Annotated in this window: 19 protein-coding genes and 1 tRNA gene; 5 read left to right on the top strand and 15 right to left on the bottom strand. The window is 64.7% G+C overall.

Translation table 11 applies throughout. The features are described 5' to 3' along the window. Window positions 1-41: 41 nt before the first annotated feature. From rfbB to ACIQTZ_RS04435, 3 genes are all read left to right on the top strand, one after another. Window positions 42-1040: a dTDP-glucose 4,6-dehydratase gene (gene rfbB / locus ACIQTZ_RS04445; RefSeq protein ID WP_400332454.1), complete on the top strand. Its 999-nt coding sequence runs from the start codon at window positions 42-44 to the stop codon at window positions 1038-1040. 5 nt (window positions 1041-1045) lie between these two features. After that, entirely contained in the window at window positions 1046-2455 is a 1410-nt protein-coding gene (locus ACIQTZ_RS04440) for a sugar nucleotide-binding protein (RefSeq protein ID WP_402977854.1), read from the top strand. 194 nt (window positions 2456-2649) lie between these two features. After that, on the top strand, window positions 2650-5331 hold the full coding sequence (locus tag ACIQTZ_RS04435; RefSeq protein WP_402977852.1) for a WecB/TagA/CpsF family glycosyltransferase: 2682 nt from the start codon (window positions 2650-2652) through the stop codon (window positions 5329-5331). 1 nt (window position 5332) lies between these two features. On the opposite strand, the gene ACIQTZ_RS04430 is transcribed toward ACIQTZ_RS04435, so the two are convergent. The 13 genes from ACIQTZ_RS04430 to ACIQTZ_RS04370 all read right to left on the bottom strand — a co-directional run bounded on the left by ACIQTZ_RS04430 (window position 5333) and on the right by ACIQTZ_RS04370 (window position 19489). Then, on the bottom strand, window positions 5333-6640 hold the full coding sequence (locus ACIQTZ_RS04430; RefSeq protein WP_400332446.1) for a hypothetical protein: 1308 nt from the start codon (window positions 6638-6640) through the stop codon (window positions 5333-5335). Window positions 6641-6660: 20 nt separating this feature from the next. After that, window positions 6661-7998, bottom strand: coding sequence for an O-antigen ligase family protein (locus ACIQTZ_RS04425; RefSeq protein WP_400332443.1), 1338 nt, complete (start codon window positions 7996-7998; stop codon window positions 6661-6663). Next, on the bottom strand, window positions 7979-8668 hold the full coding sequence (locus tag ACIQTZ_RS04420; RefSeq protein ID WP_400332439.1) for a hypothetical protein: 690 nt from the start codon (window positions 8666-8668) through the stop codon (window positions 7979-7981). The genes ACIQTZ_RS04425 and ACIQTZ_RS04420 overlap by 20 nt, the downstream gene beginning before the upstream one ends. A 2-nt stretch (window positions 8669-8670) precedes the next feature. Beyond that, window positions 8671-9414 carry a hypothetical protein gene (locus tag ACIQTZ_RS04415; protein ID WP_400332436.1) on the bottom strand — a complete coding sequence of 248 codons (744 nt, stop codon included), beginning with the start codon at window positions 9412-9414 and terminating at the stop codon, window positions 8671-8673. Further along, window positions 9411-10574 (bottom strand): glycosyltransferase, encoded by a 1164-nt coding sequence (locus ACIQTZ_RS04410; RefSeq protein ID WP_402977848.1) that lies wholly within the window; start codon window positions 10572-10574, stop codon window positions 9411-9413. The genes ACIQTZ_RS04415 and ACIQTZ_RS04410 overlap by 4 nt, the downstream gene beginning before the upstream one ends. Further along, window positions 10571-11842 (bottom strand): glycosyltransferase, encoded by a 1272-nt coding sequence (locus tag ACIQTZ_RS04405; protein WP_402977845.1) that lies wholly within the window; start codon window positions 11840-11842, stop codon window positions 10571-10573. Before ACIQTZ_RS04405 ends, ACIQTZ_RS04410 begins: the two co-directional genes overlap by 4 nt. After that, a complete protein-coding gene (locus ACIQTZ_RS04400) occupies window positions 11839-13305 on the bottom strand; it encodes an oligosaccharide flippase family protein (protein ID WP_402977842.1) in 1467 nt (488 codons plus the stop codon). The genes ACIQTZ_RS04405 and ACIQTZ_RS04400 overlap by 4 nt, the downstream gene beginning before the upstream one ends. After that, window positions 13302-13964, bottom strand: a complete 663-nt coding sequence (locus ACIQTZ_RS04395) for an acetyltransferase (RefSeq protein ID WP_400332426.1) — start codon at window positions 13962-13964, stop codon at window positions 13302-13304. Before ACIQTZ_RS04395 ends, ACIQTZ_RS04400 begins: the two co-directional genes overlap by 4 nt. Next, entirely contained in the window at window positions 13961-15127 is a 1167-nt protein-coding gene (locus ACIQTZ_RS04390; protein WP_402977839.1) for a DegT/DnrJ/EryC1/StrS family aminotransferase, read from the bottom strand. Before ACIQTZ_RS04390 ends, ACIQTZ_RS04395 begins: the two co-directional genes overlap by 4 nt. Then, on the bottom strand, window positions 15124-16143 hold the full coding sequence (locus tag ACIQTZ_RS04385; RefSeq protein WP_402977836.1) for an NAD-dependent epimerase/dehydratase family protein: 1020 nt from the start codon (window positions 16141-16143) through the stop codon (window positions 15124-15126). Before ACIQTZ_RS04385 ends, ACIQTZ_RS04390 begins: the two co-directional genes overlap by 4 nt. Further along, complete coding sequence (locus ACIQTZ_RS04380) at window positions 16140-17249, bottom strand: Gfo/Idh/MocA family protein (protein WP_397321831.1); 1110 nt, start codon at window positions 17247-17249, stop codon at window positions 16140-16142. The genes ACIQTZ_RS04385 and ACIQTZ_RS04380 overlap by 4 nt, the downstream gene beginning before the upstream one ends. Before the next feature lie 41 nt (window positions 17250-17290). Further along, on the bottom strand, window positions 17291-18964 hold the full coding sequence (locus ACIQTZ_RS04375; protein ID WP_402942473.1) for a sugar transferase: 1674 nt from the start codon (window positions 18962-18964) through the stop codon (window positions 17291-17293). Window positions 18965-19231: 267 nt separating this feature from the next. Next, a complete protein-coding gene (locus tag ACIQTZ_RS04370; RefSeq protein ID WP_397321829.1) occupies window positions 19232-19489 on the bottom strand; it encodes a hypothetical protein in 258 nt (85 codons plus the stop codon). Window positions 19490-19528: 39 nt separating this feature from the next. Between ACIQTZ_RS04370 and ACIQTZ_RS04365 the strand changes: the two genes are divergently transcribed. After that, a complete protein-coding gene (locus ACIQTZ_RS04365) occupies window positions 19529-19762 on the top strand; it encodes a DUF5703 family protein (RefSeq protein WP_387438396.1) in 234 nt (77 codons plus the stop codon). Between the two features lie 9 nt (window positions 19763-19771). On the opposite strand, the gene ACIQTZ_RS04360 is transcribed toward ACIQTZ_RS04365, so the two are convergent. Together ACIQTZ_RS04360 and ACIQTZ_RS04355 are read right to left on the bottom strand one after the other, a co-directional pair. After that, window positions 19772-20932: an acyl-CoA dehydrogenase family protein gene (locus ACIQTZ_RS04360; RefSeq protein ID WP_402942476.1), complete on the bottom strand. Its 1161-nt coding sequence runs from the start codon at window positions 20930-20932 to the stop codon at window positions 19772-19774. Window positions 20933-20945: 13 nt separating this feature from the next. Beyond that, window positions 20946-22250: a M20/M25/M40 family metallo-hydrolase gene (locus tag ACIQTZ_RS04355; RefSeq protein WP_400332414.1), complete on the bottom strand. Its 1305-nt coding sequence runs from the start codon at window positions 22248-22250 to the stop codon at window positions 20946-20948. 268 nt (window positions 22251-22518) lie between these two features. On the opposite strand from ACIQTZ_RS04355, the gene ACIQTZ_RS04350 reads away from it, so the two are divergent. Then, window positions 22519-22604: transfer RNA gene (locus ACIQTZ_RS04350), tRNA-Leu, on the top strand. Window positions 22605-22685: the final 81 nt, after the last annotated feature.

The following is a 22685-nucleotide window of genomic DNA, read 5'->3' as shown; positions in this document are numbered from 1 at the left end:
CTCCCCTGCCCGTGACCGGTGCTGGCGGTTACGCTATCGCCATGCAGAGAATCCTTGTCACCGGCGGGGCCGGATTCATCGGATGCAACTTTGTCCACTACATCATGGAACACGGCAGCGTTCATGTCACTGTCCTGGACAAATTGACCTATGCGGGAAATGAATCATCCCTGGCCGGGCTGCCACCGGAAAGATTCGAATTCATCAAGGGCGATATTTGCGACTCCGTGCTTGTTGACCGGCTTACGGCCAGTGTTGATGCGGTGGTGCATTTCGCGGCGGAATCCCACAATGACAATTCCCTGCAGGATCCCAGGCCATTCATGGACACCAATCTCTTGGGGACCTACACCCTCATTGAGGCTGCCCGGAAGCACGGGACGCGATTCCATCACATCTCAACCGATGAGGTATATGGAGACCTCGCCCTGGATGAGCCCACCCGTTTCACCGAGCATTCGGTGTACCGGCCCACGAGCCCCTACTCCGCAACGAAAGCCGGTTCGGACCTGCTGGTGCGGGCCTGGGTCCGTTCTTTCGGGTTGCAGGCCACCATCAGCAATTGCTCCAACAATTACGGGCCATACCAGCACGTGGAGAAATTCATTCCCCGCCAGATCACGAATCTCCTGGATGGACACCGGCCACGGCTCTACGGACAAGGCCTGAATGTCCGGGACTGGATCCATGTGGAAGACCATTCCTCGGCGGTGGCGGCCATCCTGGAACGCGGCCGCATTGGTGAGACGTACTTGATCGGCGCCGACGGGGAACAGTCCAACCGCACGGTGGTGGAGAAACTGCTCCACCTGATGGGCCAACCATCCGATGCCTACGACCTCGTCACGGACCGCCCAGGCCACGACCTGCGCTACGCCATAGACTCCACCAAGTTGCGACGCGAGCTCGGGTGGCGGCCGCTGTTCGAAGATTTCGACGCCGGACTGGCGGCTACAGTGCAGTGGTACCAGGAGAACGAGGACTGGTGGCGGCCGCAAAAAGCCGAAACTGAAGTGAAGTACGCAGGGCAAGGTCACTAGCGCCGATGCCGACACCCAAAGAGTTGACGTCCCGGTCCACCCCGATCCGCGGTTTACTGCTCTTCGACCTGCCGGTGCACGCAGACGAAAGAGGCTGGTTCAAGGAGAACTGGAACCGCAGGACAATGGGCGCCCTGGGCCTGCCCGACTTCGGGCCCGTGCAAAACAACATCTCATTCAATGCCCGACGCGGTACGACGCGGGGAATCCATGCCGAGCCGTGGGACAAGTTCATTTCGGTAGCTTCCGGCAGGATCTTCGGAGCGTGGGTGGACCTGAGGAGCGGTCCGGGATTCGGCACGGTGTTTTTCACCGAAATGGGTCCCGGCGAGGCCGTCTTCGTCCCGCGGGGCGTGGGCAACGCCTTCCAAACCCTTGACGACAACACGGCGTACACGTATCTGGTCAACGACCACTGGAGCTCCGAAGCCCAGGCCGACTACACGTTCCTGAACCTGGCCGACGCCACCGCTGCTGTGCCGTGGCCGATCCCCTTGGCCGAAGCCACCATGTCCACCCAGGACCAACAGCACCCATCCTTGGCCCAGGTTGCTCCCATGAAGCCGCTCCGGACCATGGTTCTGGGCGCCAACGGCCAACTGGGGTCCGCCTTGCGGAAGGTCTTCGCGCATCTGGACACCGTGGACTTCTTTGACCGGGCGGACTTTGATGTCACGGATGGCAGCTCCTTTGACCGGGCCGATTGGCGGAAGTACGACACGGTCATCAACGCCGCCGCCTACACCGCCGTCGACGCCGCCGAAACCCCGGCGGGCCGGACTGCGGCCTGGCAGGTCAATGCCGGTGCGGTGTCGAACCTGGCGAGGACCGCCGTCGACCATTCACTGACCTTGGTGCACGTCTCCAGCGACTACGTCTTCGACGGCACGGCGGAGATCCACGGCGAGGACGAGCAACCCAGTCCCCTCGGCGTCTACGGGCAGAGCAAGGCCGCGGGCGATGCGGCCGCTGCTGTGGCACCGAAGCACTACATCCTCCGGAGCAGCTGGGTGGTAGGCGATGGAAAGAACTTCGTGCGCACCATGGCCGCGCTGGCCGGACGCGGTGCAGGACCGTCCGTCGTCGACGATCAGTGGGGGCGCCTGACGTTTGCCGAGGACATCGCGGCGGCGATCAGGCACTTGCTGGGCACCGGCGCTCCGTATGGAACGTACAACGTCAGCAACGACGGGCCGGTGCAATCGTGGGCGGACATCGCGCGGGACGTCTACCGCCTCAGCGGCGTGGATCCCGGGCTGGTGACCCCGGTGAGCGCCGAAGAGTACGCCAAACCCGGCATGGCGGCCCGTCCGCGACGAAGCGTGCTGGATCTTGGCAGGATCAAGGCGGCCGGATTCGTGCCCCCGGAGGCACACGTCCGGCTCAAGGAGTACCTGCAGGACCTGAAACCCTAGCCCTGCGGCACAAAACGTCCTACAGTGGCCGTACGGCAACCTCGATCAGACGGGGCCGGGAGACAACTCAAGCAAGTACGGGCAGCACCAGTTGCCCGCGGCGATCCAAGGCAGTGCAGCGGCCAGGGATCGCCGGTCAATTGTCCATGCCTTGAGTTGGACCCGAGCGAGACCTTGCGTCTGGAGAGCCGATAATGCTGCAGTCAAAGACCTTCCCCATCGGGGGCCTTTTCCACGACCTCGCCGGACGGCTGAGTTACCACCCTCCAGCAGCGCCACAGGCGGCCCAAGCCAAGGAGCTTTGTCTCGGCGGCTCCTCGGTCCGGCTCATGGAGTTCCCGGAGGCCGTCCGCTTCATCATGGACCGCGCCACACACCTGGGAACACCGCCCCTCGGTGTGTGCTCAGCGAACCTGGACCACATCCGGCACTTCGGCACGGGAAGCCGTTGGGCAGGAACGATGGCCGGCCCCGCGGTTGAGTGGCTCACCCTCATCGATGGCGCTCCCCTTGCCGTGGAAGCGGAGCGCCTCACCGGCAAGCCGTGGCCACGGCTGGCGGGCAGCGACCTGGTTGGACCCCTCCTCGACGAAGCAGAGAGTCGCGGATTGCGCGTGGGCTTCCTCGGTGGGTCAGGGCAGGCCCAGCAGCTGATCCGCCAGCGGTTCGCCGCGGATCGTCCGGGATTGGCCATCGCTGGCTGGTGGGCGCCGGACCGGTCCGAGATCAGCGATCCGCAGGCATCAAGGCGACTGGCCGGTGAGATAGCTGCCAGCGACGCAGACCTCCTGGTGGTGGGTTTGGGCAAACCCCGCCAGGAACTGTGGATCACCGAGTACGGCCATCTGACAGGAGCCAAGGTCCTTCTGGCGTTCGGCGCCGTGGTGGATTTCCTTGCCGGCCGCATCACGAGGGCACCGGCCTGGGTGGCCGGACATGGCTTCGAATGGGCATGGCGCCTCATGCTCGAGCCCCGCCGGCTGGCCCACCGCTACCTCGTGGACGGCCCCGAGGCCTACCTCCACCTGCGGCGGGACAGTGGACTGTCCGCCGCGTCCGGGATGACCCGCGCGGTGGGACAACCTGCGCACGCGCCACTCCAGGCGCCGGGCACCTTCGCTTCGGCGGAAGACCAAGCGGACATCGCCGTCGTGGTGGTGACCTACAACAACGCCGATGATATTGGCCCGCTCATCGAAAGCCTCCGGGCCGAAACGGCAACCCAGACGCTCAAGGTAGTGGTGGCGGACAACTCACCGAACGGCGACACCATGGCAGCCCTGGCGGACCATCCAGATGTGATTGCCAAGAGCACGGGCGGCAATCTGGGGTATGCCGGTGGAATCAACGTGGGGCTCCGGGCCGCTGGTCCGGCTGGTGCCTTCCTCATTCTCAACCCTGACCTGCGCGTGGAACGGGGCGCGGTGGCTGCGCTGCGGCGCCGCATGGCGGCATCGGGCGCCGGTGCGGTGGTACCTGTTCTCCTCGATGACGACGGTAGCGTCTATCCCTCTTTGCGGCGCGAACCCAGCATCCTGCGAGCGCTGGGTGACGCGGCCATGGGAAGCCGTCTGCCCGGACGGCCTGGATGGTTGTCCGAGATGGACTTTGATGCAGAGAGCTACAAGTATGCCCACGCTGTGGAGTGGGCAACGGGTGCGGCCTTGCTGATCGATGCGAGGGTGGCTGAGGCCGTGGGCGAGTGGGACGAACAGTTCTTCCTCTACTCGGAGGAAACAGACTTTTGCCGGCGGGTCAGGGAGTTGGGCTTCCCGATTTGGTTTGAGCCGTCTGCCAGGATGTGGCACGAGCGTGGCGGGTCGGGTTCGTCTGCGCAGTTGTCGGCCCTGATGTCGGTCAACCGGGTGCGGTATGCGGAGAAGCATCTGGGCCGTGGGCGTTCGGGGGCTTTCCGGCTGGCGGTGCTGGGCTCGGAGATTGCGCGCCTCGGGAAACCCGGTCACCGGGAGGCCGCTGTGGCGTTGCTGAGCCGCAGGCGTTGGGCTTCCTTGCCCCATGCGGGAGCCTACCCGGAGCCGGGACCGGTTGTTCGCCCGGTGGGCTCGGTGGTTATTCCGGCGCACAATGAGGCCGCGGTGATCGGGCGGACGCTGGATTCGTTGCGGGAGGTGTTGGCTTGGGGCACCGTGGAGGTGATTGTTGCCTGCAATGGGTGTACGGATGGGACGGAGGCCATTGCGGCGGCCTATGACGGCGTGCGTGTCATCGAGGTGGAGGCGGCTTCGAAGGTGGCGGCTTTAAATGCCGCTGATGAGGCTGCGCAGTTGTGGCCGCGGCTGTACCTGGATGCCGACATAGAAGTGACGGCCGGTGCCCTGGCTGCGGTGTTCTCGGCGCTAACGGAGGGTAGTCTCCTTGCCGGGCGCCCCGCCTACCGGTACGACACCACGGGTGCAACGTTCCTTGTCCGCGCCTACTACCGGGCCAGGACCAGGATCCCCGGGAACTCGGAGGGCTTGTGGGGTGCGGGGGCTTATGCCCTCAGCGAGCCGGGACACGCCCGCTTGGGGACCTTTCCGCCGCTGAGTGGCGATGACTACTACGTTGACAGGTTGTTCACGGCGGAGGAGAAGGCCGTCCTGGACACGGAACCGGTGGTGGTTCGGACCCCCCGTTCCCCGTCTGCCTTGATGGCCGTCCTGCGGCGTACGTCCTCGGGTAACGCCCAGCAGGATGCGGTTTCCGGTGATGCCACGGCTTCCAGGACGCTGCGGCAGTTGGTGGAATCGGTCCGTGGTCCGCTGACGGCCTTCGACGCGTTGGTGTATGCGGCCTTCGCAGGTGCGGGCCGCCGTCGTGCACTACGCCCGGGCACCCCGGCGTTGGCCTGGGAGAGGGACAACAGCAGCCGCTAAGTCACCAGCCGCAGCTGGTGCCTCCTTCAATGCGGTAGAGGTGGACCGCGTTGCCGTCGGCGAAACTGTCGGTGAACGTTCCGTCAGTGATGGGAATGGTGCGGTTTTCATCGATCACGACGGCGGTGCTGCCGCCGCAGGCGAGGTGGAAGGTGGCCTGGCCTGCGGCCTGGGTGTTGGCACCGGAGAAGACGTAGACCTGCCCGTTGTGGAGTTTCGTCGCGACATCCACGGGACCGGATGCGGTGGCGGCACCATCCAGGAACGGCGCGTTCAGCACGGGGGCGAGCTGCTTGATCTGGTGGTTCACTGCCGTGACCGCAGGCCGGACGTCTCCGGGGCAGTCACGAAGCACGTGCTGGGTCACACAGTCCCCGCCAAAGCTGTGGTTGAAGTACACGATTCCGCGGGCACCGTGGATGAGGCTGCTCCATACGGCCGCACGCAGTTGGGGACCGGTAATGGTGGCAGCGGCTGGTGAGTCCTCGAACGGGTGGCCTGCCTCGACGAAAGCCCATACGGGTTGGCTGCCTCCCGTGAGTTTGCGGATGCGCTCCACCGTCCACCCGTAATTGGCCGCGAGCCGGCATTCTGCGGGGGTGAGGTCCCGGAGGTAGCCGTTGATGGCGCCGCCTTCGGTCTTGGCGCAGATGTTGGGGTCCGTGAACCAGTAGTTGTCCGCCGAGACAACGTCCTGATATTCGCGAAGGAACTTTTGTGATTGTTCGTCGGACAGCCAGAAAGTGACACCCTTGCCATAGTTGGCGTAGACCATGGTGCCTGGTGGCGCGGCGGCGCGCAGTTGGCCCTGGACCGTGTAGCCGCATTTGGCTTGTTCGGGAACGCAGATGGTCCCCTCCCCGGGGTATTTGCCGCTCCACGCACCGTCACCGCCGCCGGCCCACATGTCCACTTCGTCACCCAACGCGAAGCCTGAGGCTGTCCCGGCCGGGTAGGTGGGGATGGCGTACATTCCGGAGGACTTGATGAGTTCCATGTCGGAGTCCGGTGTGAGCACGACGTACGTGTTGAGTCCCGCCGCGAGGTCCTTGGCCACATAGTCCTTTTCCAAGGCACTTTCGAACCAGACACCCACGGGAAAGTAGTCCGGATCGGTAGGCAATGGGTTGCGGAATTGTCCGTAGAAGCCCGGTCCGCCGTCGACAGGGCGCAGTGCAGTGCCCGCCGGGTGGGTTGGTTCAGGTTGCGGCGCCGTGCCCGCGAGGGGTGCTCCCCCGCTGATCGTGGCACCTGCCAGGAGGCAGAGCAGTGCCAGCGCTCCGAGTATTGCCGCGGACCTGCGGTTCATGGTTCCCCGATTCCCGGTGGTCAGTGCGGAGTGGGTTCGAGGGCTGCGTCCGTGCGGGCCAGCCGCCACAGCGCTCCGGAGATTCCGAGCATGAAGAACAGGACGCTGGCGGACATGGCGAAGGACAATCCATCGAAGAAGGCGAAGGTGACCGCGATTGCTGCTACTGATGCCAGGACCGCTTGGGAGAGCTGTTGGGCGGCGGGATCCGTGGCGAGTTTCCTGGCCTGCCAGGTGGCGGCGAGCGCGCAGGCGATGACCCCAAGGAAGGCCAGGAGGCCGAGGACTCCAAGTTCCACGAGGGTGCCAAGGTACTGGTTATCCACGATCACGTAATCGGGCAGGAACGTTCCGAACCCGCGGCCGACGATTGGGTTGTTGGCCAGCATCCCGAACGCAGTGCTGTAGGCGCTGGTGCGGGAGCTGATGCTGGGGTCCTCGGTTCCCACCGTGAAGAGTCCGCGAAGGGTACCCAGCATGCCGGGAGTCAGGACGTACAGGGCGCCGGCCAGGACGACGGCCAGGAGGATCGCCCGGCGTCGGATCTTTTTGGGCCATGACGGAACCAGGGCGACGATAGCGACGGCGAAGGCTGTGAGCGCTGAACGGGACACCGAGAGGACGGCTGCGGCAGAGATGATCGCTGCCGGTGACCATCTGAGGAGCCATCCCCGGTGCCTGTCGGTCACGGCGAATGCGATGGCTACGGGGAGGGAGGCCACCAGGACGACGCCGTACTCCAGGGGGTGGCTGGCCATGCCGGCCGCGCGGACGAAGCCACCCCTGGACTGTACGCCGGTGAGCTCCGAGGCGGCGCTGAACCCGGGCAAGCTGATCCAGTCCACCAGCGACTGGCCTGTGGCAAACTGCAGGAGGCCCAGCAGTGCTGTTCCTGTTCCCACCAGGACCAGGGCGCGGAGGACCTTCATCAGGGTCCGGCGACTGGCCAGGCCATCGTTGATCAGCAGGAAGATGCCCGCCCAGCTCGTCAGGCGGATGATGCCGCTGTCGGCCGGGCTCGTTTCGGGTGCAGGGACTCCGTGGAGCATGGCCAGGGCGTAGCTGGCCAACGCCATGGCCAGGAAAACGGCCATGGCGTTGCGGACCATTTGCGTTCCAGCACGGCTTGGGGTGGTGCGCTGCAGTTGGTACAGCAACCACCACGCGAAGGCCAGGAGCCCGCACAGGGTGCTGGGCCTGCCCACGGACCCCAAGGCGGTGAGTGTCAGGTTGGAAGGGATGGCACAGGTGAGAAGCAGGTAGACGATGACGAACGATGAGACGTCCCTGCGTTCAGCGGGTTCGAGGGGTGTGGGGTTGGCAAGCAGCGTGTTCCGCTCAGACCCGGGCCTTGGCATCGGACACCTCCCTTGGTTGCATCTTGCTCTGGCGGCGGCGGACCATGATGCGGTCAATGTAGATGGTGGCCACGGACGTGACCGCCAGGCAGAGCGCCTCGAGCACCACCGCTCCTTTGAGCCGCGTGACCGGAGTTCCACCGCCGAAGACCACCTCCGATTTGGACGGAGTGGTCTGGGTGGAGATGAGGTCCCCTTTGACCTTGGCCTCGGATTGCAGCGCGACGGTAGCGTCGTTGATCCGGTCAAGGACGTTCGCCAGCACCTGGTTCACCTTCTCCGCGCTCGAATCCACAACCTGCACTTTGAGCACGGGCTGGCTGAAGGTCTTGTTCCACTGGCCACCATTGTTGGGCAAGGTAACGGAGTAGCCCTGCTGGACTCCTGCGCCGTACAGTGTTCCGCTCGTCAGGACCAGGTCCACGGCAGCAGAATCCTGGTTGACCCGGCGCTTGACCATGTCCGCGAACTCCACCAACGTCATGGCGCTGCCCCCTGAGATCCAATAGGCAGGTTCCCGTTCCGGGGCGAGGAAGGTGACATCTGCCTCGGTCCAGAAAACGGGCTCGGAGGATCTGATGGCGCCCAATGCAGCCAGGCCCAGCACCAGGCCTATGGCTACTACGTACCAACGGCGCAGGAGGATCCCGAGGAATGTAGCCGCCGTCATGGCTAACTTGGTCCGGAAGACAAGGGCAGGACGCCGTCAGCTTCAGGTTCCGTGGTGGCCTGGGTCTTGTTCCGGTTACGGGATCTCACCGGCGAGGCGGCCAAGGGGTCCACGGTGATTTCCTGCTCTGCTGCGAGCTTGCGGCGGCGCCGGGTCAGGAGCAACCCGTCCAGGAGGACGGCGATCACCAGGGTCACGGCGACGCCACCGGCGCCTGCTACCAACACCAGCTGGGTCCGGGCTTTCACCTCCGGCACGGCCTGCCGGTCCACCAGCAGGTTCATGGTGGTGATCCTGGCCGGAACGGCGACATTGAGTGCTTCCTGCATCTCGTTGAGGGAGCGCGGGGTTTCCTCCATCACGGCCTTGAGGAGGGACATGGTCTGTTCCGGTGAGTCAGCATTTGCCGTGATGACCAGGATGGCGCCGTTGGTGCCGCGGTCCGGTTCGGCCGTGTACGTGGCCGTGCCGAAGTTCGCCAGGACGCGCTCCTTGACCGGCTGCGAGGAGAGTTTGCGGATCAGGATGTCCAGTGCCTCGCTCATGCCTCCCAGGTAGAGGTAGGGGTTGCCCGCGCTGCCGATGCTTTGGCTGGAGGGCATCAGCACCAGGCTGGCTTGGGCTTTGAACTTGTCCGGGGCGTTCATCTGGATGGCCACGCACAACAGCCCGGTGACCAGGATGCCGGCGACCAGCACGTACCACCGCCGGATTATGCTCGCTATGACGGTACGAAATTGCATCATTTGCTCCCAACATGACGGGATCCGCGTGTGCTGCCCGGCTCCGTGGTTTGATGCTTGCCCACAAGGGAAAGCAGCTGTTCTGCCCTGACATCCCACGTGTGCGCGAGGGCCGAGTCCTGGATCGCCAGCCGCCGCACAGGGCCGGGCGGGTCAACGATCCTGGAACGCACAAGATCCACGAATTCCCTTGGTGTCCCGGCGATGGCGACGGACAATCCCCCAACCCACCGTGTGGCGGGCAGGTCCGTCGCAACCACGGGAACACCTGATGCAAGGTATTCGAGGGTCTTCAAGGGAAAACTTGACGTATTGAACTCCGAAACGCTGTACGGGGTCAGGCCCACCGCGACTGTTTGGAGGATCCGGGCCACCTCTTCGGCGGGGACTGCACCGCGCCAATCCACCGACGGCAGGGCCAGGAAGCCATCCAGGAACCGTGCCATCCCCGGATCACGTTCGGTCCGGGGTCCCACCACCACCAGGGGCACTGCGGCATGGCCCAGTTCGGTGAGGATTTCCTTGTCCAGCCGTTCGTTCAGTTGCCCCACCAGGGCGGCAACGGGCCGCCGCACGGCGTCCGGGTCCCCTGCCGCCGGGGTTCGGCAACCATTGGGCAGCAGTTCCACTGTGCGGCCAGCGAGCGCGGTCATTTTTTCGGCCAGGCCTGGCGAGACCGCGGTGACCACATCTGCCATGGCGCAGTTGGCCCGCAGGACCCGTTCCACATGGCGGCGCGACAAGCCAAGGAGGTCCGCTGCCGCCAGCCAGTCGTCAGTGAGGTGGAGAAGCCGGGGAGCCCTGATGGTTGCAGGGAACGGCACCACCGGGGAGGAATTGACGACGACGGCGATGTCCCCCTTGTGCGCGGCGGACGCCAGCGCCCTTATGGCCAGAGCTTCGGTGCTTCGCCGGACCAGGGGGCGGCTGAAGCCGGGAAGTGCAGGGAGGCGGAGCCGGTTGATGGACGGTGCCACCTGTTCGGGAACACCGTTGAGGCTCCTGAACGCGTGGCGGCGGACGTCGGCGTAGCGGTGGACGGAGACTGGCTGGTCCGCCCACAACACATCGCCTCGTGCTGCGAGCGCCTCGGCGAGGAGCCGGTCCGTGCCGGCGATGCCGTCCCAGCGACCTCCGGAAATGTACATGATGGTCCGCGTCATGGCCGGACCTCAGCGGGGTTCCAGGCCGGACGTGGCGAGGACGCCACGGGGCGGGAATTGAAATCATCCAGGGCGGCCCTGCCGCGGAGCCGGAGCCAGCGGCGTCGCGCAATGTAGGCGGCATATCGTGCCAGGGCCGTCGCCTCGGCCGGTGCCAGCGCAGGCGGCCGCTGCGGTGACCCGGTAACTTCCGTGTAGAGGTCAAGTTGCCGTTGTGCGGAGTGCTCCAGGGAGAAACGTTCCACAACCAGGCGCCGGCCGTAGCTTCCCAGGGCGATGCGCAGCCCCTGGTCATCAAGCAGGCGGGCGAGGATGGCGGTGAGTGCCCCGCTTCCCTGCCCGGAACTCCCGGGCCCTGCGCCGTACCAGCCCTGCCACAGGAAGGTTGGCAGCGATTCCGGCGTGAGGAGCTCCCAAAAGCCCTCTTCGCCCTGGACCACCAGGGGTTTGGCGAACGCCATGCCCCGCAAGGCTGAGCCGCCCATTCCCAAGACCACGTCGGCTATGCCGTAGGCGGGACGTGGGTCCTCGATTTCCCCGGTCAGGACAACCACGGTGCGTCCGGCCCCGGCATTGATCCGTTCGGCCCGTGCGCGGACGGTTGCCTCGGCCGGCCCGGATCCCACAACTACCAGACGCACGTCTCCTGCGCGGGAAAGATCCGCCACGGCGTCCATGGCTGCGAGAATTCCCTCCAGCTTCAGTTCGTGGGCCAGGCGCGAAACACAGACAACGTGCATGGCCGCGTCCGCCAGCCCCCACCTTTCCCGGAATTCGTCTGTGGCAGCGCCCGTATCCGGAACGTTGGCTGCAGTATCCACAGGTGGTTCCATCAGGCGGACCATTCCCCGGCCGGCCTTCTCTTCATGGCGGCGGATCTGCTCTGTTCCCACCATCAGGGGCATGGAATACGGGATGAAGGGTGCAACCGCCATGGACATGACGGTGGCGACGGCGGAACCGCCCGCTATTTTGCTGGCGGCGAGGCATTCCAAGGCGGGGGGCCATTCGTAGCCGTGGATGATGTCGACGCCGCGCTCGCGGACCAGGCGTCCCAGTGACCGGACCACTGCCGGAGAGGGACGTTTCCCCGGTACTGGAGCCTGGATGAACTCGAGGCCCAGTTCCCTGGCCCTGCGAACCAAGGGGCCGGGCTGTCCGAACAGCATCACTTCGTGTCCCAGCGCCTGGACGGCGGCGCCCAGTTCGATGGCGTTCAGTTGGCTGCCGCCGAGGCCAAGGTCGTGGGGGTAGACAACGATCCTCATGCGGCCACCTCCTCGCGGCCACGGCCCCAGCGCCGGATTTCGGCGACGTCGGAGCGCCTCAGGGCGAGGGCGGCCCCCATGGCCACGAGTCCAATGCCGGTGGAAGCAAGGACAGCCGGCAAGGGTGAGTGCAGCGCCTGGGACACGAGCCACGATGCGTAACCGGTGACGGCGGCCAGGGCGAGCGGAACGGCAACACGGGCCGCCAGGTCCTTCATGGCGACGTTCGCCCGGCGCAGGGTCCTCAGATACATGGGAGTGGTCACCAGCAGGGCCACACCTGCCGGAGCCATGGCCAGGCCGGGCATCCCGCCAAGCGCGGCCCCGGCAATCAGTCCTGGAACCAATGCCAGCAGCGCCACCAGTTGGACACTGAAAATCGACATGGAGAGGCCAACCACCACGAGGTAGTCATAGAGCAGCTCGTGAAGGATGCGCAGTGCCGTCAACGGTGCAAGCCATACCAGGGCCAGGCCCGCCAAGGACCAGGCATCCCCGTAGACCAAGGTCACCAACGCGACAGCGCAGCCCATCATCACCGCGCAGACCGGAAGGAGCACCGCGGACAATGCACCGAGCAAGGAAAGCAGCGCGGCGCGCATATCTTCCGGATTGTCCTGCAAGCGGGCAAACATGGCCGGGGCGACGCTCCTGAGGGGCTGTGACAACAATGCCGCGGGCCAACCGGCCATGTTGAACGCCATCACGTAGAGTCCCAGCGTCACGGGTCCCAGCATCTTGCCTGCCACCAGCTGGTCCACGTAGCCGACGCTGAAAACCACCAGGCTCGCCCCTGCCAGCGGCAGCCCGAACGACAACAGCTCGCGGGCCGCCTTCCGGGAAAAACCGAAGCGGTAAGGCAACGGCGAAAAAACGACGAAGAGCACGGCAGACACAATGCTTGCTGCCACCCGGCCGACGGCAAGGCTCATGGCCCCCATGCCGGCTATGACCAGGACCAGGGAAACACCCGCACCGAGCCACACGTTCACCTGGTCGATGGCCATCCGCTGCCCTTGACGGAAGTTTCTTTGCAGGAGGGCAGCAGGGGTGGCCACGAGGCCGTTGAAGACGATGCAGGTGGCAAGCAGCCGGACAACATCCGTGGCGGCCTCGTTGCCCATGGCAGCAGCAAAGTACGGGGCAGCCACATAGGACGCAGCGAAGAGAACAACACTGCACGCCGTGGAAATCGTAGTAACCGTAGCAGCGATATGCTTTGGGTCCCCGGGCCACCGGACAATGGCCAGGCTCACCCCCAACTCGTTGAAGCTCAACACGGCGATCAGGGCGACGAACGCCACCGCGTACGTACCGAACTCCTCCGGTCCCAGCAAACGGGCCAGGGCAATGCCAATGCCAATGGTCCCCAGGCGCGTGACGAACGCATTGATGACGCTCAGCGCAAAGGCCCTTGAGGGCGTTGGCCGGCGTTGGGTCGCCACGTGCTTCTGGAGAGTCACAGGATGCCCTCCAGCGCGGGGTAGTTGCCGCGCCGGATGATCCGTGCAGGAACACCCGCCCACGTCTCATCCTCGGGAACGTCGCTCAGAACGGCGGCACCCATGCCAATGGTGGCACCGGCGCCAACCGTGCGGCGCTCGCGGACGCTGGCGTTCATTCCGATGTACGCTGACCTGCCGATGTGGACGTTCCCGCCCAGGGACACGCCCGCGGCGAAGGTCGCGAAGTCGCTCACAACATCATCGTGCGTGAAGGTCACTCCGGGCATGGCCACGACGTGGCTGCCGAGGGTCACCGAAGCAGTCATCGTGACGTGCGCCAGGATGATGCTGCCGGGGCCAATGCGGCACCCTTCCGGAACATGGGCGGAGGGATCGACGGCGGTCGCGTAACGGTCCTCGGACAGCCCAAGCGCCCGAAGCCGCATGACGACGCTTTCCCTGCCGCTGCCCGATCCGATGCAGACCAACAGCAGTGCATGCGGGAATTTCAGGGCGTCGCGGATGGGCCCGAGTACGTGGGCGCCATCCACAACACGTCCGAGCTTGTCTTCGTCGTCGTCAAGTATGCCGATGACGTCGAACGGCCCGCTGGTGCGGACCATGGCCAGGACTTCCCGGGCCAGGCCGCTTGCAGCGATCAGGAGCAACTCGCTCATCGTCCCCGCCCTGCCGCCCGGAGCACGGAATCAATGACGCGGACCTGGTCGGCGAGCGTGAGCTGATGGTAGAGGGGCAGGATCAATGTGTGGTCCGTGAGCCATTCCGTGGCGTCGAGGGCTGCGCTGCCGGTATCCCTGCCGGCATAGGCGGGCTGGCGGTGCGCGGCCATGATGCCGCGGCGGGCCGAGATTCCGTCCTCCGCCAGGCGAACCATCAGCTGATCGCGTTCCAGCGGGAAAGCCTCACCGATTTCCAGCCAGCACGACTGGTAATTGCCCGCCCCGTACACGGGATCCTCCACGAGCCGCAGTCCTTCCACACCGGCAAACGCGTCAGCGTAGTTGGCGGCCATTTCACGACGCCGCCGTACGGCTTGGGCCAGTCGGCCCAACTGCACGAGTCCGACGGCGGCCTGAAGGTCTGTCATGCGATAATTGAAGCCAACTTCGAGGTACTCCTCGGCCGGGGCCAGGACGCTTGCATGCCGGTCGGCGGCCGAAACGCTCATGGCATGTTCGCGGAGCCTGCGGGCACGGTCGCCAAAGTCCTTCCGGGACGTCGAGAGCATGCCACCCTCTCCTGTGGTGAGGATCTTGCGGGGGTGGAAGGACCATGCAGCCACGTCCGCACCGGCACCCACCGGCCGCCCGCGGTAGCGCGACCCGATGGCGCACGCCGCATCTTCCACCACCACGATGCCCAAAGGATCACACAGCTCACGGATGGGTTCCAGGTCCACCGGCACACCACCCTGGTCCACGGCGATCACGGCCCGGGTGGCAGGAGTAAGCGCGGCGGCCACGGTTTCGGCCGTCACGCAGCCGGTGACGCGGTCGACGTCGGCGAACACCGGCCGTGCGCCCACGTACGTGGGCGCGTTCGCAGTGGCGATGAAGGAAAGGGACGGCACAACCACGTCATCGCCGGGACCAACACCGGCAACGGCCAAAGCCAGATGCAGGGCGGACGTGCAGCTCGAGACGGCAACGGCATAAGCCGCCTGCTGTTCCACAGCGAAAGCTTCCTCGAACTGGCGCACCTTCGGTCCCTGGGCAACCCAGCCCGATGCGATGACCTCCGCCACGGCCTGGGCCTCTTCGGCTCCAAGCCACGGCTTCATGACGTCGATACGCGCCAGCGAGGTCTCTGACAGGGTCATCGTGCACCTGCCGCAGGCACTGCCGGCCGGGTGGCGGACCTGGCTGCGGCGATTTCCTCCCGGAGTGGCCTCCACCAATCAACGAGGGAACGCAATCCGTCCTCCAATCCCACCGCGGCCTCAAAGCCCAGATCCCGCCGGGCAAGGGTGGTGTCAGCCAGCCGGCGGACAACTCCGTTCACTGCCCGTTCCGGCCCATGCTCCAGGTGCAAAGGCGAATCCATGACGTGCAGCAGGGTACGGGCGAGGTCAGCGAGGCTGGTCTCCGTACCGCTGGCCACGTTGTAAACGCCCTCATTCACGGGGCTCGCAGCTGCAAGGACATTGGCCCGGGCCACGTCTGCCGTGTGCACGAAGTCCATGGTCTGCTCACCGTTTCCGAAGATCAACGGAGGAAGTCCATCAACGATCCTCTCCATCCAGCGGACCAGCACCTCGGTATAGAGTCCGTGGACGTCCATGCGGGGACCATAGACGTTGAAGTAGCGCAGCAGCACGTAGTCCAGGCCGGACATGGCCCGGAAACTCCTGGCCATGCCTTCGTTGAACGACTTGGCGGCGCCGTAGAAGGTGTCGTTGTTGTGGTGGTGGTGGCGTTCCGTCGTGGGAAATTCCTCCGCCATGCCGTAAACCGACGCACTGGAAGCCGCGATGAGCTTTCCTACTTTGTGCTCGACGGCCGCTTCAAGGACAGTGAACGTCCCGTCCACCAGTACTTCCAGCGCGAGCCGTGGTTCTTCAGCGCACTGGGTGATGCGGATGGCCGCCTGATGAAACACCAGGTCCTTGCCGATCGTCACATCGTGGACCAGGTCGCGCTCGCGGATATCCCCCTCGATCAAACGGACACGTCCTGAGGCCATGGCATCGTCGAGGTTGGCTTTGCGGCCGCGTACCAGGTTGTCCAGGATGTCCACGTGGGCCACTCCGGCGTCGAGCAACTGGTCCACGAGGGTGGACCCGATGGTGCCGGCCCCGCCCGTGACCAGGACGGTGGCGCCGAGGAGGGCGTTCATTGGGCAACCTGGAGGGAAACTTCGTTCCCCGCCACAACGGCCGCATGACCGTCGGTGCCGAGGCTCTGGGTGACGGCTTCCAGGACTGACAGGACGCGCAGTCCGGACTCGCCGCTGGTTCGCGGAGTCGAGTGGTTGCGGATGGACGAGGCCAGCTCGGCCACTACCTGGGTCAAGGGTTCCCGTTCCTGGAGTGCCGGGGACCATGTGTCTCCCAGGCGGTAGGAAATGGCGGTCGCTTTCTTGTCCGCAGCAGAGCGGGGCTGGTGTTCCAGGCTGACGCCGCGGTCATAGACGCTGAGCCGCTGCTGGGGATTCAGGTCATCCCACACCAGCGTCCTCTTGGAACCGCCGATGATCATTTGCCTGATCTTCGTGGGACTGAGCCAGTTCACATGGATGTGGACCATGGCGTCGTTGGGCAACCCGAAGGTGAGGTGGCCTACGCAGTCACGCCCGGTTCCGAGTGGATCGGCTCCGTGCGCGGAGATCTCCGTCGGGTGCAGTCCGCCGGGGAGGATGAAATCCAGGATGGACAGATCGTGCGGGGCAAGGTCCCAAAACACGTTCACATCGGGCTGGACCAGGCCAAGGTTGATACGCACCGAGTCGACGTACAGGATGTCGCCCAAAGCGCCGCTGCTGACCAGCTCCTGGATTTTCAGGACCGCCGGGGTAAAGCAGTAGGTGTGGTCGGCCATCAGGACCAAGCCACGGGCTTTGGCTTCCTCGACCATTTCGAGGCCTTTGGCCCTGCTGTCTGCCAGCGGTTTCTCCACCAGTACATGCTTGCCTGCCCGCAGGGCGGTCATCACCACTCCGTGGTGGGTGTGGGCCGGCGTCGCCACGGCTACGGCGTCGAGGTTGTAGGTGTCCAACAGTTCGTCGAGGGATTCGACGACGGCCACCCCACCCACCGTTTCCGCCAGGCGGAGTCCCCGCTCGACGTCAAGGTCGCAGATGGCCACGAGTTCCCAGTCCGGGCTCGCTTTGAGGTTCCTTGCCAGGTTGGGTCCCCAATAACCCGCGCCCACAACGGCGATCCGCAGTTTCGGGCGCAGCCCGTGGCCATTCAGTTGGCCTGATGGAATGGTTCCTATGCTCATTTTCCACTCGGATTCTGTGAGGGTGACTGGGTTGAAAGGGTTTAGTAGGCTCCGGCGGGCCGGGTCATGGCCCGGAAGGTCCGCCACATGATCATGAGGTCCCCCGCGATGGACCAGTTCTCGACGTAATAGAGGTCCAGGCGGACAGCTTCGTCCCATGGGAGGTCGGACCGTCCATTGATTTGCCACAGACCGGTGATGCCCGGCTTGATCAGTAGCCTGCGGTGGGTGTGCTGCTCATAGCCGTTAACTTCGCGGAGCAGGGGCGGGCGGGGGCCCACCAGGCTCATGGTGCCCATCAGGACGTTCCAGAACTGCGGCAGTTCGTCCAGGGAGTACTTCCGCATCCAGCGTCCGCATTTGGTGATCCTGGGGTCGCCCTTGATCTTGAACAGCACGCCCGCTCCTTGGTCCTTGGTGCTGAGTTCTTCCAACCGGGCCTCGGCGTCCACCACCATGGAACGGAACTTGAGCATCTGGAAGGTGGTTCCGCGCTTTCCGATCCGTTCCTGCTTGAACAGGACGGGACCGGGGCTGTCGGACCGGACTATGAGGGCCAGTGCCAGCAGCACGGGCGCCAGGACCAGGAGGGCTGCGCCCGCGACGGCGATGTCCATGACCCGCTTGAGGGTGTGCTTGCCACCGGAATAGTGCGGGATGTCGACGTGCATCAGGGGGAGGCCTTCGACCGGCCGCCAGTGGATGCGGGGACCGGCGACGTTGGTCAGTGTTGCCGCGAGCACCAGTTCGGCAGCATCTTCCTCGAGCCGCCACCCCAGCTCGCGGATGAACTGGTTGCCGCCCGGAACTGGGCCTGCCACGATCACTGCGTTGGCTCCGGTCTGCCGGACGGTGCGGGCCACCCCGTAGATCGAAGAGAGAACAGGGACACGGCGTTCGTCCACCACGAGGGTTGTTCCCCGGCGTGCGCCCGGAAGGCAGGCTCCCACAATGTCGTAAGGGGCTCCGGACTTCCTGTTGATTTGCTTGATGACGTACCTGACGTCCTCCGGCTCACCCACCACGATGGCTCGGGAGAGGCACAGGCCATGGGCCTTCTGCCGGCCCAGCCAGCGCCTGAAAGCCCACCGGTTCACCGCAAGGGCAGCAACGCCGATGGGCAGCGAAACAAGGACGAAGGTGCTGACGGACTCGATCCTGAACACCACCGCGGCGACGCCCAGGAAGCCGAAGACCCGCAGGCTGGCCGAGAGGACGCGCTTGTATTCCTCCGGGCCGACGCCAAGGACCTTCGAATCCCGCGTGCGGTAGACCTCCAGTGCGCCAATCCACGCCAACCCGATGAGCAGTCCCAGGATGGCTTGCCGTGTGTATCCGGTTCCCTCCGCGGCCGTAGCGAAGCCATCGGTGTTCAGCAGGTATCCGGCAAAAACCGCGACCGCCACCAAAACACTGTCGGAAAGGCGGAGGGCATTCCTCAGCAACCGGATCCACGTTGAACGGTCGGGCCGCGGCAGCACCGCGTGTGCGGGCCGGCGGGTGACTGGCGGCATGAGGTCCAGGGTGACATCTGCCCCCAGTGCCGCCAGTCCCGCCTTTTCAGTCCGTTGTGCAGCAACGGACTTGTCAATCCAGGGAGACACCGGCGGATTGACGGTGGCAACGGCCGGTTGCAGGGGGAATGCCGCGACGGTGTGGGTTGCACGCTTGGGTGCTGTTGCCTTGCCTTGGCGCAAGAGCGGAACTCGTACCATGTCAGCCTTCTTTTGCAGACCTGCCATTGCCTACAACCCAGTGAAGCCGGGGGGAAATGGGGGCGCACCAGTAGTCGGTACTCAACTTTGCGCAGGTTTACCCCTTGCGCATACTCGCGAGTACCTAGCTGCGCTACTTGGGACTACGTGCCTTGGCTCGTGGTTCGACGCCGGAGATCAGCGCCAATCCGGGCCCAAGGCAGCACAAAGAAGGCCAAAACCGGCACAAAAAAACCGGCCACCCGTTGGGTGGCCGGTGACAGTTGCTCAGTCCTCCAGGCTTTCGAGGTCCTCGTCGAGGACCTCTTCACCGTCCTCGTCATCCTCGTCGAACACTTGAAGGGGAGTAACCTCGGAATAGGCCTCGTAGAGTGCGTCCTCGTAAACCTCGAACGCATCGGCGACGGCGAAGAAGGCCGCCTCGACGGTGGGATCACCCTCCCCGCGCCGGGCGGAGGCAGCGGCCAGATGCTCTTCGAAGGCAGCAGTCAGTGACTGCAGCGCGACACGCGGATCGATGCTCATGCCTTCACGTTAGCCGGAAAAGGACCAAAATGGAGAGGGATGAAGGAACAATTTCAAGGCGGCTCCGTTGAGCGCCAACGAGACTATGCGCGTCAGTACGAGTACCTCGTCCTGACGGTTGGACCTGAGGATTCGCTGCCGGAGGCCCGCCGTCGGCTGGCTGAGCACTCCGAGTACGGCAAGTGGGAGTTGGAGCGCAGCCGGCTGTATATGGGCGGCGGCCGCCGTTTCTGGCTTCGCCGGAAGGTGTACTCCGTCCAACGAACGGTGTAGTCCCACCGACTAGTTTTCCAAGGGTCCCAACCAGGCGCTGGCCACTGTATTGTGCGCCGATTCGTCGTTGGACGGGTGGAAGATGCCGGCCAGCACGTCACGGTAGAGCCGCTCGAGCTCCGAGCCACGGAAATAGCTCCCTCCCCCGGACACCCTGATGGCCACGTCAACCACGTAGCGGGCATTCTCCGTCGCCCGTGATTTCAGGCCCACCAGCTTCGGGAACCATTGCGGACCGTGGTCCACCAACCCGTCCACGTCCCGGGCCAGGCCGGCCAGCTGTGGGTAGATGCCGTCCAGGGCCATGGCGGCATCGGCGATCTTCCAGCGGATGTCCGGATCCTGGGCAAAACTGCGTCCCCCGTACTTCGAGGAGACGCGCCGTTTCACGGCGTCCACGCCCAGGACGAAGGCACGGTCCGCAAGCCCGGTGTAGACGGCGGCGAGCAACGTTTCGAAGCAGGCGAAAATCGCGAAGATCAGCAGATCCCGGTTCGGTCCTGCCGGGAGCTTCCGGAAGATCCGTTCCGGCGGCACCACAGCACCCTCCAGCAAGGTGCTGTTGGACGCACTGGCACGCATGCCCAACGTGTTCCAATCATCAAGGGTCCGGTGCCCGGGATCCTCCCGGCGCAGGAATCCGAACACCAGTTCGCCCTCGCCATCACGGGCATCGGAGTCCTTGCCGAAGGTACCCAGCCGTGTCCAGCCGTGGGACAGGCTGGTGAAGATCTTGCGGCCGGTAAACCGGTAGCCGCCATCAGGCAACGGCTCGGCCACAGTTCCGGAATCGAAGAGCATGGAGTCATTGCCCGCTTCGGAAATCCCGAAGGCAAAGACCTCCCCTTCTCCGGCTTCTTTGAGGACAAAGGCCAGGGAATCGTCTCCCCTTGCGTTCATGACATGCGCGACGCCGGTCCAGACCAGGTGCATGTTCACGCCCAACGCTGTGGCCGGCGCGGCCGTGGCGAGCCGGCGCTGAAGCGCAGCCACCGCTTCGAGGCCAAGGCCCAGGCCGCCGTCGGACGCCGGGACAAAAGCCTTGAGGTAACCGGCGTCGGCAAGGTCCGCGAGGTCTTCGTGGAAGAACGCATTGTCCCTGTCGTAGCCCGCAGCCCGCCCCCGGAGCCGCTCGAGCAGTTCGTCGGGCAGGATTTCCTCGGGAACCATTGCCTCAGCCTTCCTAGTAGTTGGTGAGCAGCCTGTTCAGGACGCGGGCGCCGAACTTCAACGATTCGGCGGGAACCCTCTCATCGACGCCGTGGAACATGCCGGTGAAATCGAGCTCGTCCGGGAGCATGAGCGGGGCAAAGCCGTAGCCCGTGATGCCGATTTTGCTTAACGACTTGTTGTCCGTTCCACCGGAAAGCGTATAGGGCAGTACTTTCGCTCCAGGGTCCTCCGAGTGGAGGGCATCGATCATGGAGTCCACCAGGTTCCCCGCAAACGGGACTTCCAAGGACACATCCTTGTTCACGTAGCTGATGTCAATGCCTTCACCAGCGAGCTCCTTGATGGTCTGGAACACCAACTCCTGCTGACCCGGCAGCGTGCGGCAATCGACGAAAGCTTCGGCGGACTCCGGAATGACATTGTGCTTGTAACCCGAGCGCAAGTACGTGGGGTTGGAAGTGTTCTGCAGGGTCGCACCAACGAACCGCGCCACGGTCCCCAGTTCCTTGAGGAGGATGTCCGGGTTGTCGGGGTCGAACTCCACTCCGGTGAGTTCGGTGACGCCGTCCAGGAACTGCCGCGTGGTGGGAGTCAGCTCGATGGGCCACGTGTACTCGCCGATCCTGGTGACGGCAGCCGCGAGACGGGTCACTGCGTTGTCCGTGTTGATCTGGGAGCCGTGGCCGGCGCGGCCGTGCGCTACCAACCGCAGCCAGGAGATACCCTTCTCGGCTGTTTGCAGGAGGTAGGTTCGCTGGCCACCGATTGTTGCCGAGAAACCGCCCACTTCGGAGATGGCTTCAGTTGCACCGTCGAAAAGTTCACGGCGGTGCTCCACGGCATAGCGCGCCCCGTACGTTCCGCCCGCTTCCTCGTCGGCGAAAAAGGCGAAAATGATGTCCCTCTTGGGTTTGCGGCCAGTCCTGGCGAAATCACGCAGCACGGACAGGATCATGGCGTCCATGTCCTTCATGTCCACCGCTCCACGGCCCCAGATCAGTCCGTCCTTCAGTTCACCGCTGAAAGGATCAACGCTCCACTGGTCCTTCAGTGCCGGAACCACGTCCAGGTGGCCATGGACCACCAACGCGTCCGCGGATGGATTCTCGCCGGCCATGCGGGTGACCACGCTTGCCCGCCCAGGCTCGGATTCGAAGATCTCGACGTCGAGGCCGACTTCGCTGATGAGGCCTGCGGTGTACTCAGCGGCAGCACGTTCCCCCGGTCCGCTGCCATCGCCGAAGTTGGACGAGTCGATGCGAATGAGCTCCTGGCAGATCCGGACTACTTCGTCTTCGGGACGGATGACAGACATGGAAGTTCTCCTTGCGTGGCTGGGCTGCAGGTTCCGGTGACGCGCAGCGCGGACTCCGCCGCTGTGCTGTCCCGTGTCCCCTCAGCCTACTCATCGGATGGGCCAGGGTGCAGACATTCGGGCCACCCGTCGGAGCGGGCTTTACCGCACCACCGCGCACCGGCTGCCCGATTTCTGTGTTCCCACAAAAGCGTGTTAGAGTTTTTCTCGCTGCTTCGAAGGAAAGTAAAGCGCCGCACGGCGCAAACAGTTACTTCGGACACCACCTGCGCGGGTGGCGGAATGGCAGACGCGCTAGCTTGAGGTGCTAGTCCTCGAAAGGGGGTGGGGGTTCAAGTCCCCCTCCGCGCACCAATTCAAGGCCTGGAATTTTCGAATTCCGGGCCTTGATTGTTTAAGGCATTGTCGCAAAAATACCCGCTTGCGAGCTTGCTC

Origin of the sequence: Paenarthrobacter sp. NPDC090520 (genome assembly GCF_044769205.1) — a bacterium.
GTDB lineage: Bacteria > Actinomycetota > Actinomycetes > Actinomycetales > Micrococcaceae > Arthrobacter.
The sequence above is the reverse complement of the archived record's forward strand: the minus strand, read 5'-3'. Positions and strand labels throughout refer to the sequence as shown.

Excerpts from the sequence above, each read along its gene's own strand:
- rfbB (WP_400332454.1), top strand. The coding sequence starts at position 42 with ATGCAGAGAATCCTTGTCACCGGCGGGGCCGGATTCATCGGATGCAAC.
- ACIQTZ_RS04440 (WP_402977854.1), top strand. The coding sequence starts at position 1,046 with ATGCCGACACCCAAAGAGTTGACGTCCCGGTCCACCCCGATCCGCGGT.
- ACIQTZ_RS04435 (WP_402977852.1), top strand. The coding sequence starts at position 2,650 with ATGCTGCAGTCAAAGACCTTCCCCATCGGGGGCCTTTTCCACGACCTC.
- ACIQTZ_RS04430 (WP_400332446.1), bottom strand. The coding sequence starts at position 6,640 with ATGAACCGCAGGTCCGCGGCAATACTCGGAGCGCTGGCACTGCTCTGC.
- ACIQTZ_RS04425 (WP_400332443.1), bottom strand. The coding sequence starts at position 7,998 with ATGCCAAGGCCCGGGTCTGAGCGGAACACGCTGCTTGCCAACCCCACA.
- ACIQTZ_RS04420 (WP_400332439.1), bottom strand. The coding sequence starts at position 8,668 with ATGACGGCGGCTACATTCCTCGGGATCCTCCTGCGCCGTTGGTACGTA.
- ACIQTZ_RS04415 (WP_400332436.1), bottom strand. The coding sequence starts at position 9,414 with ATGATGCAATTTCGTACCGTCATAGCGAGCATAATCCGGCGGTGGTAC.
- ACIQTZ_RS04410 (WP_402977848.1), bottom strand. The coding sequence starts at position 10,574 with ATGACGCGGACCATCATGTACATTTCCGGAGGTCGCTGGGACGGCATC.
- ACIQTZ_RS04405 (WP_402977845.1), bottom strand. The coding sequence starts at position 11,842 with ATGAGGATCGTTGTCTACCCCCACGACCTTGGCCTCGGCGGCAGCCAA.
- ACIQTZ_RS04395 (WP_400332426.1), bottom strand. The coding sequence starts at position 13,964 with ATGAGCGAGTTGCTCCTGATCGCTGCAAGCGGCCTGGCCCGGGAAGTC.
- ACIQTZ_RS04390 (WP_402977839.1), bottom strand. The coding sequence starts at position 15,127 with ATGACCCTGTCAGAGACCTCGCTGGCGCGTATCGACGTCATGAAGCCG.
- ACIQTZ_RS04385 (WP_402977836.1), bottom strand. The coding sequence starts at position 16,143 with ATGAACGCCCTCCTCGGCGCCACCGTCCTGGTCACGGGCGGGGCCGGC.
- ACIQTZ_RS04380 (WP_397321831.1), bottom strand. The coding sequence starts at position 17,249 with ATGAGCATAGGAACCATTCCATCAGGCCAACTGAATGGCCACGGGCTG.
- ACIQTZ_RS04375 (WP_402942473.1), bottom strand. The coding sequence starts at position 18,964 with ATGGTACGAGTTCCGCTCTTGCGCCAAGGCAAGGCAACAGCACCCAAG.
- ACIQTZ_RS04370 (WP_397321829.1), bottom strand. The coding sequence starts at position 19,489 with ATGAGCATCGATCCGCGTGTCGCGCTGCAGTCACTGACTGCTGCCTTC.
- ACIQTZ_RS04365 (WP_387438396.1), top strand. The coding sequence starts at position 19,529 with ATGAAGGAACAATTTCAAGGCGGCTCCGTTGAGCGCCAACGAGACTAT.
- ACIQTZ_RS04360 (WP_402942476.1), bottom strand. The coding sequence starts at position 20,932 with ATGGTTCCCGAGGAAATCCTGCCCGACGAACTGCTCGAGCGGCTCCGG.
- ACIQTZ_RS04355 (WP_400332414.1), bottom strand. The coding sequence starts at position 22,250 with ATGTCTGTCATCCGTCCCGAAGACGAAGTAGTCCGGATCTGCCAGGAG.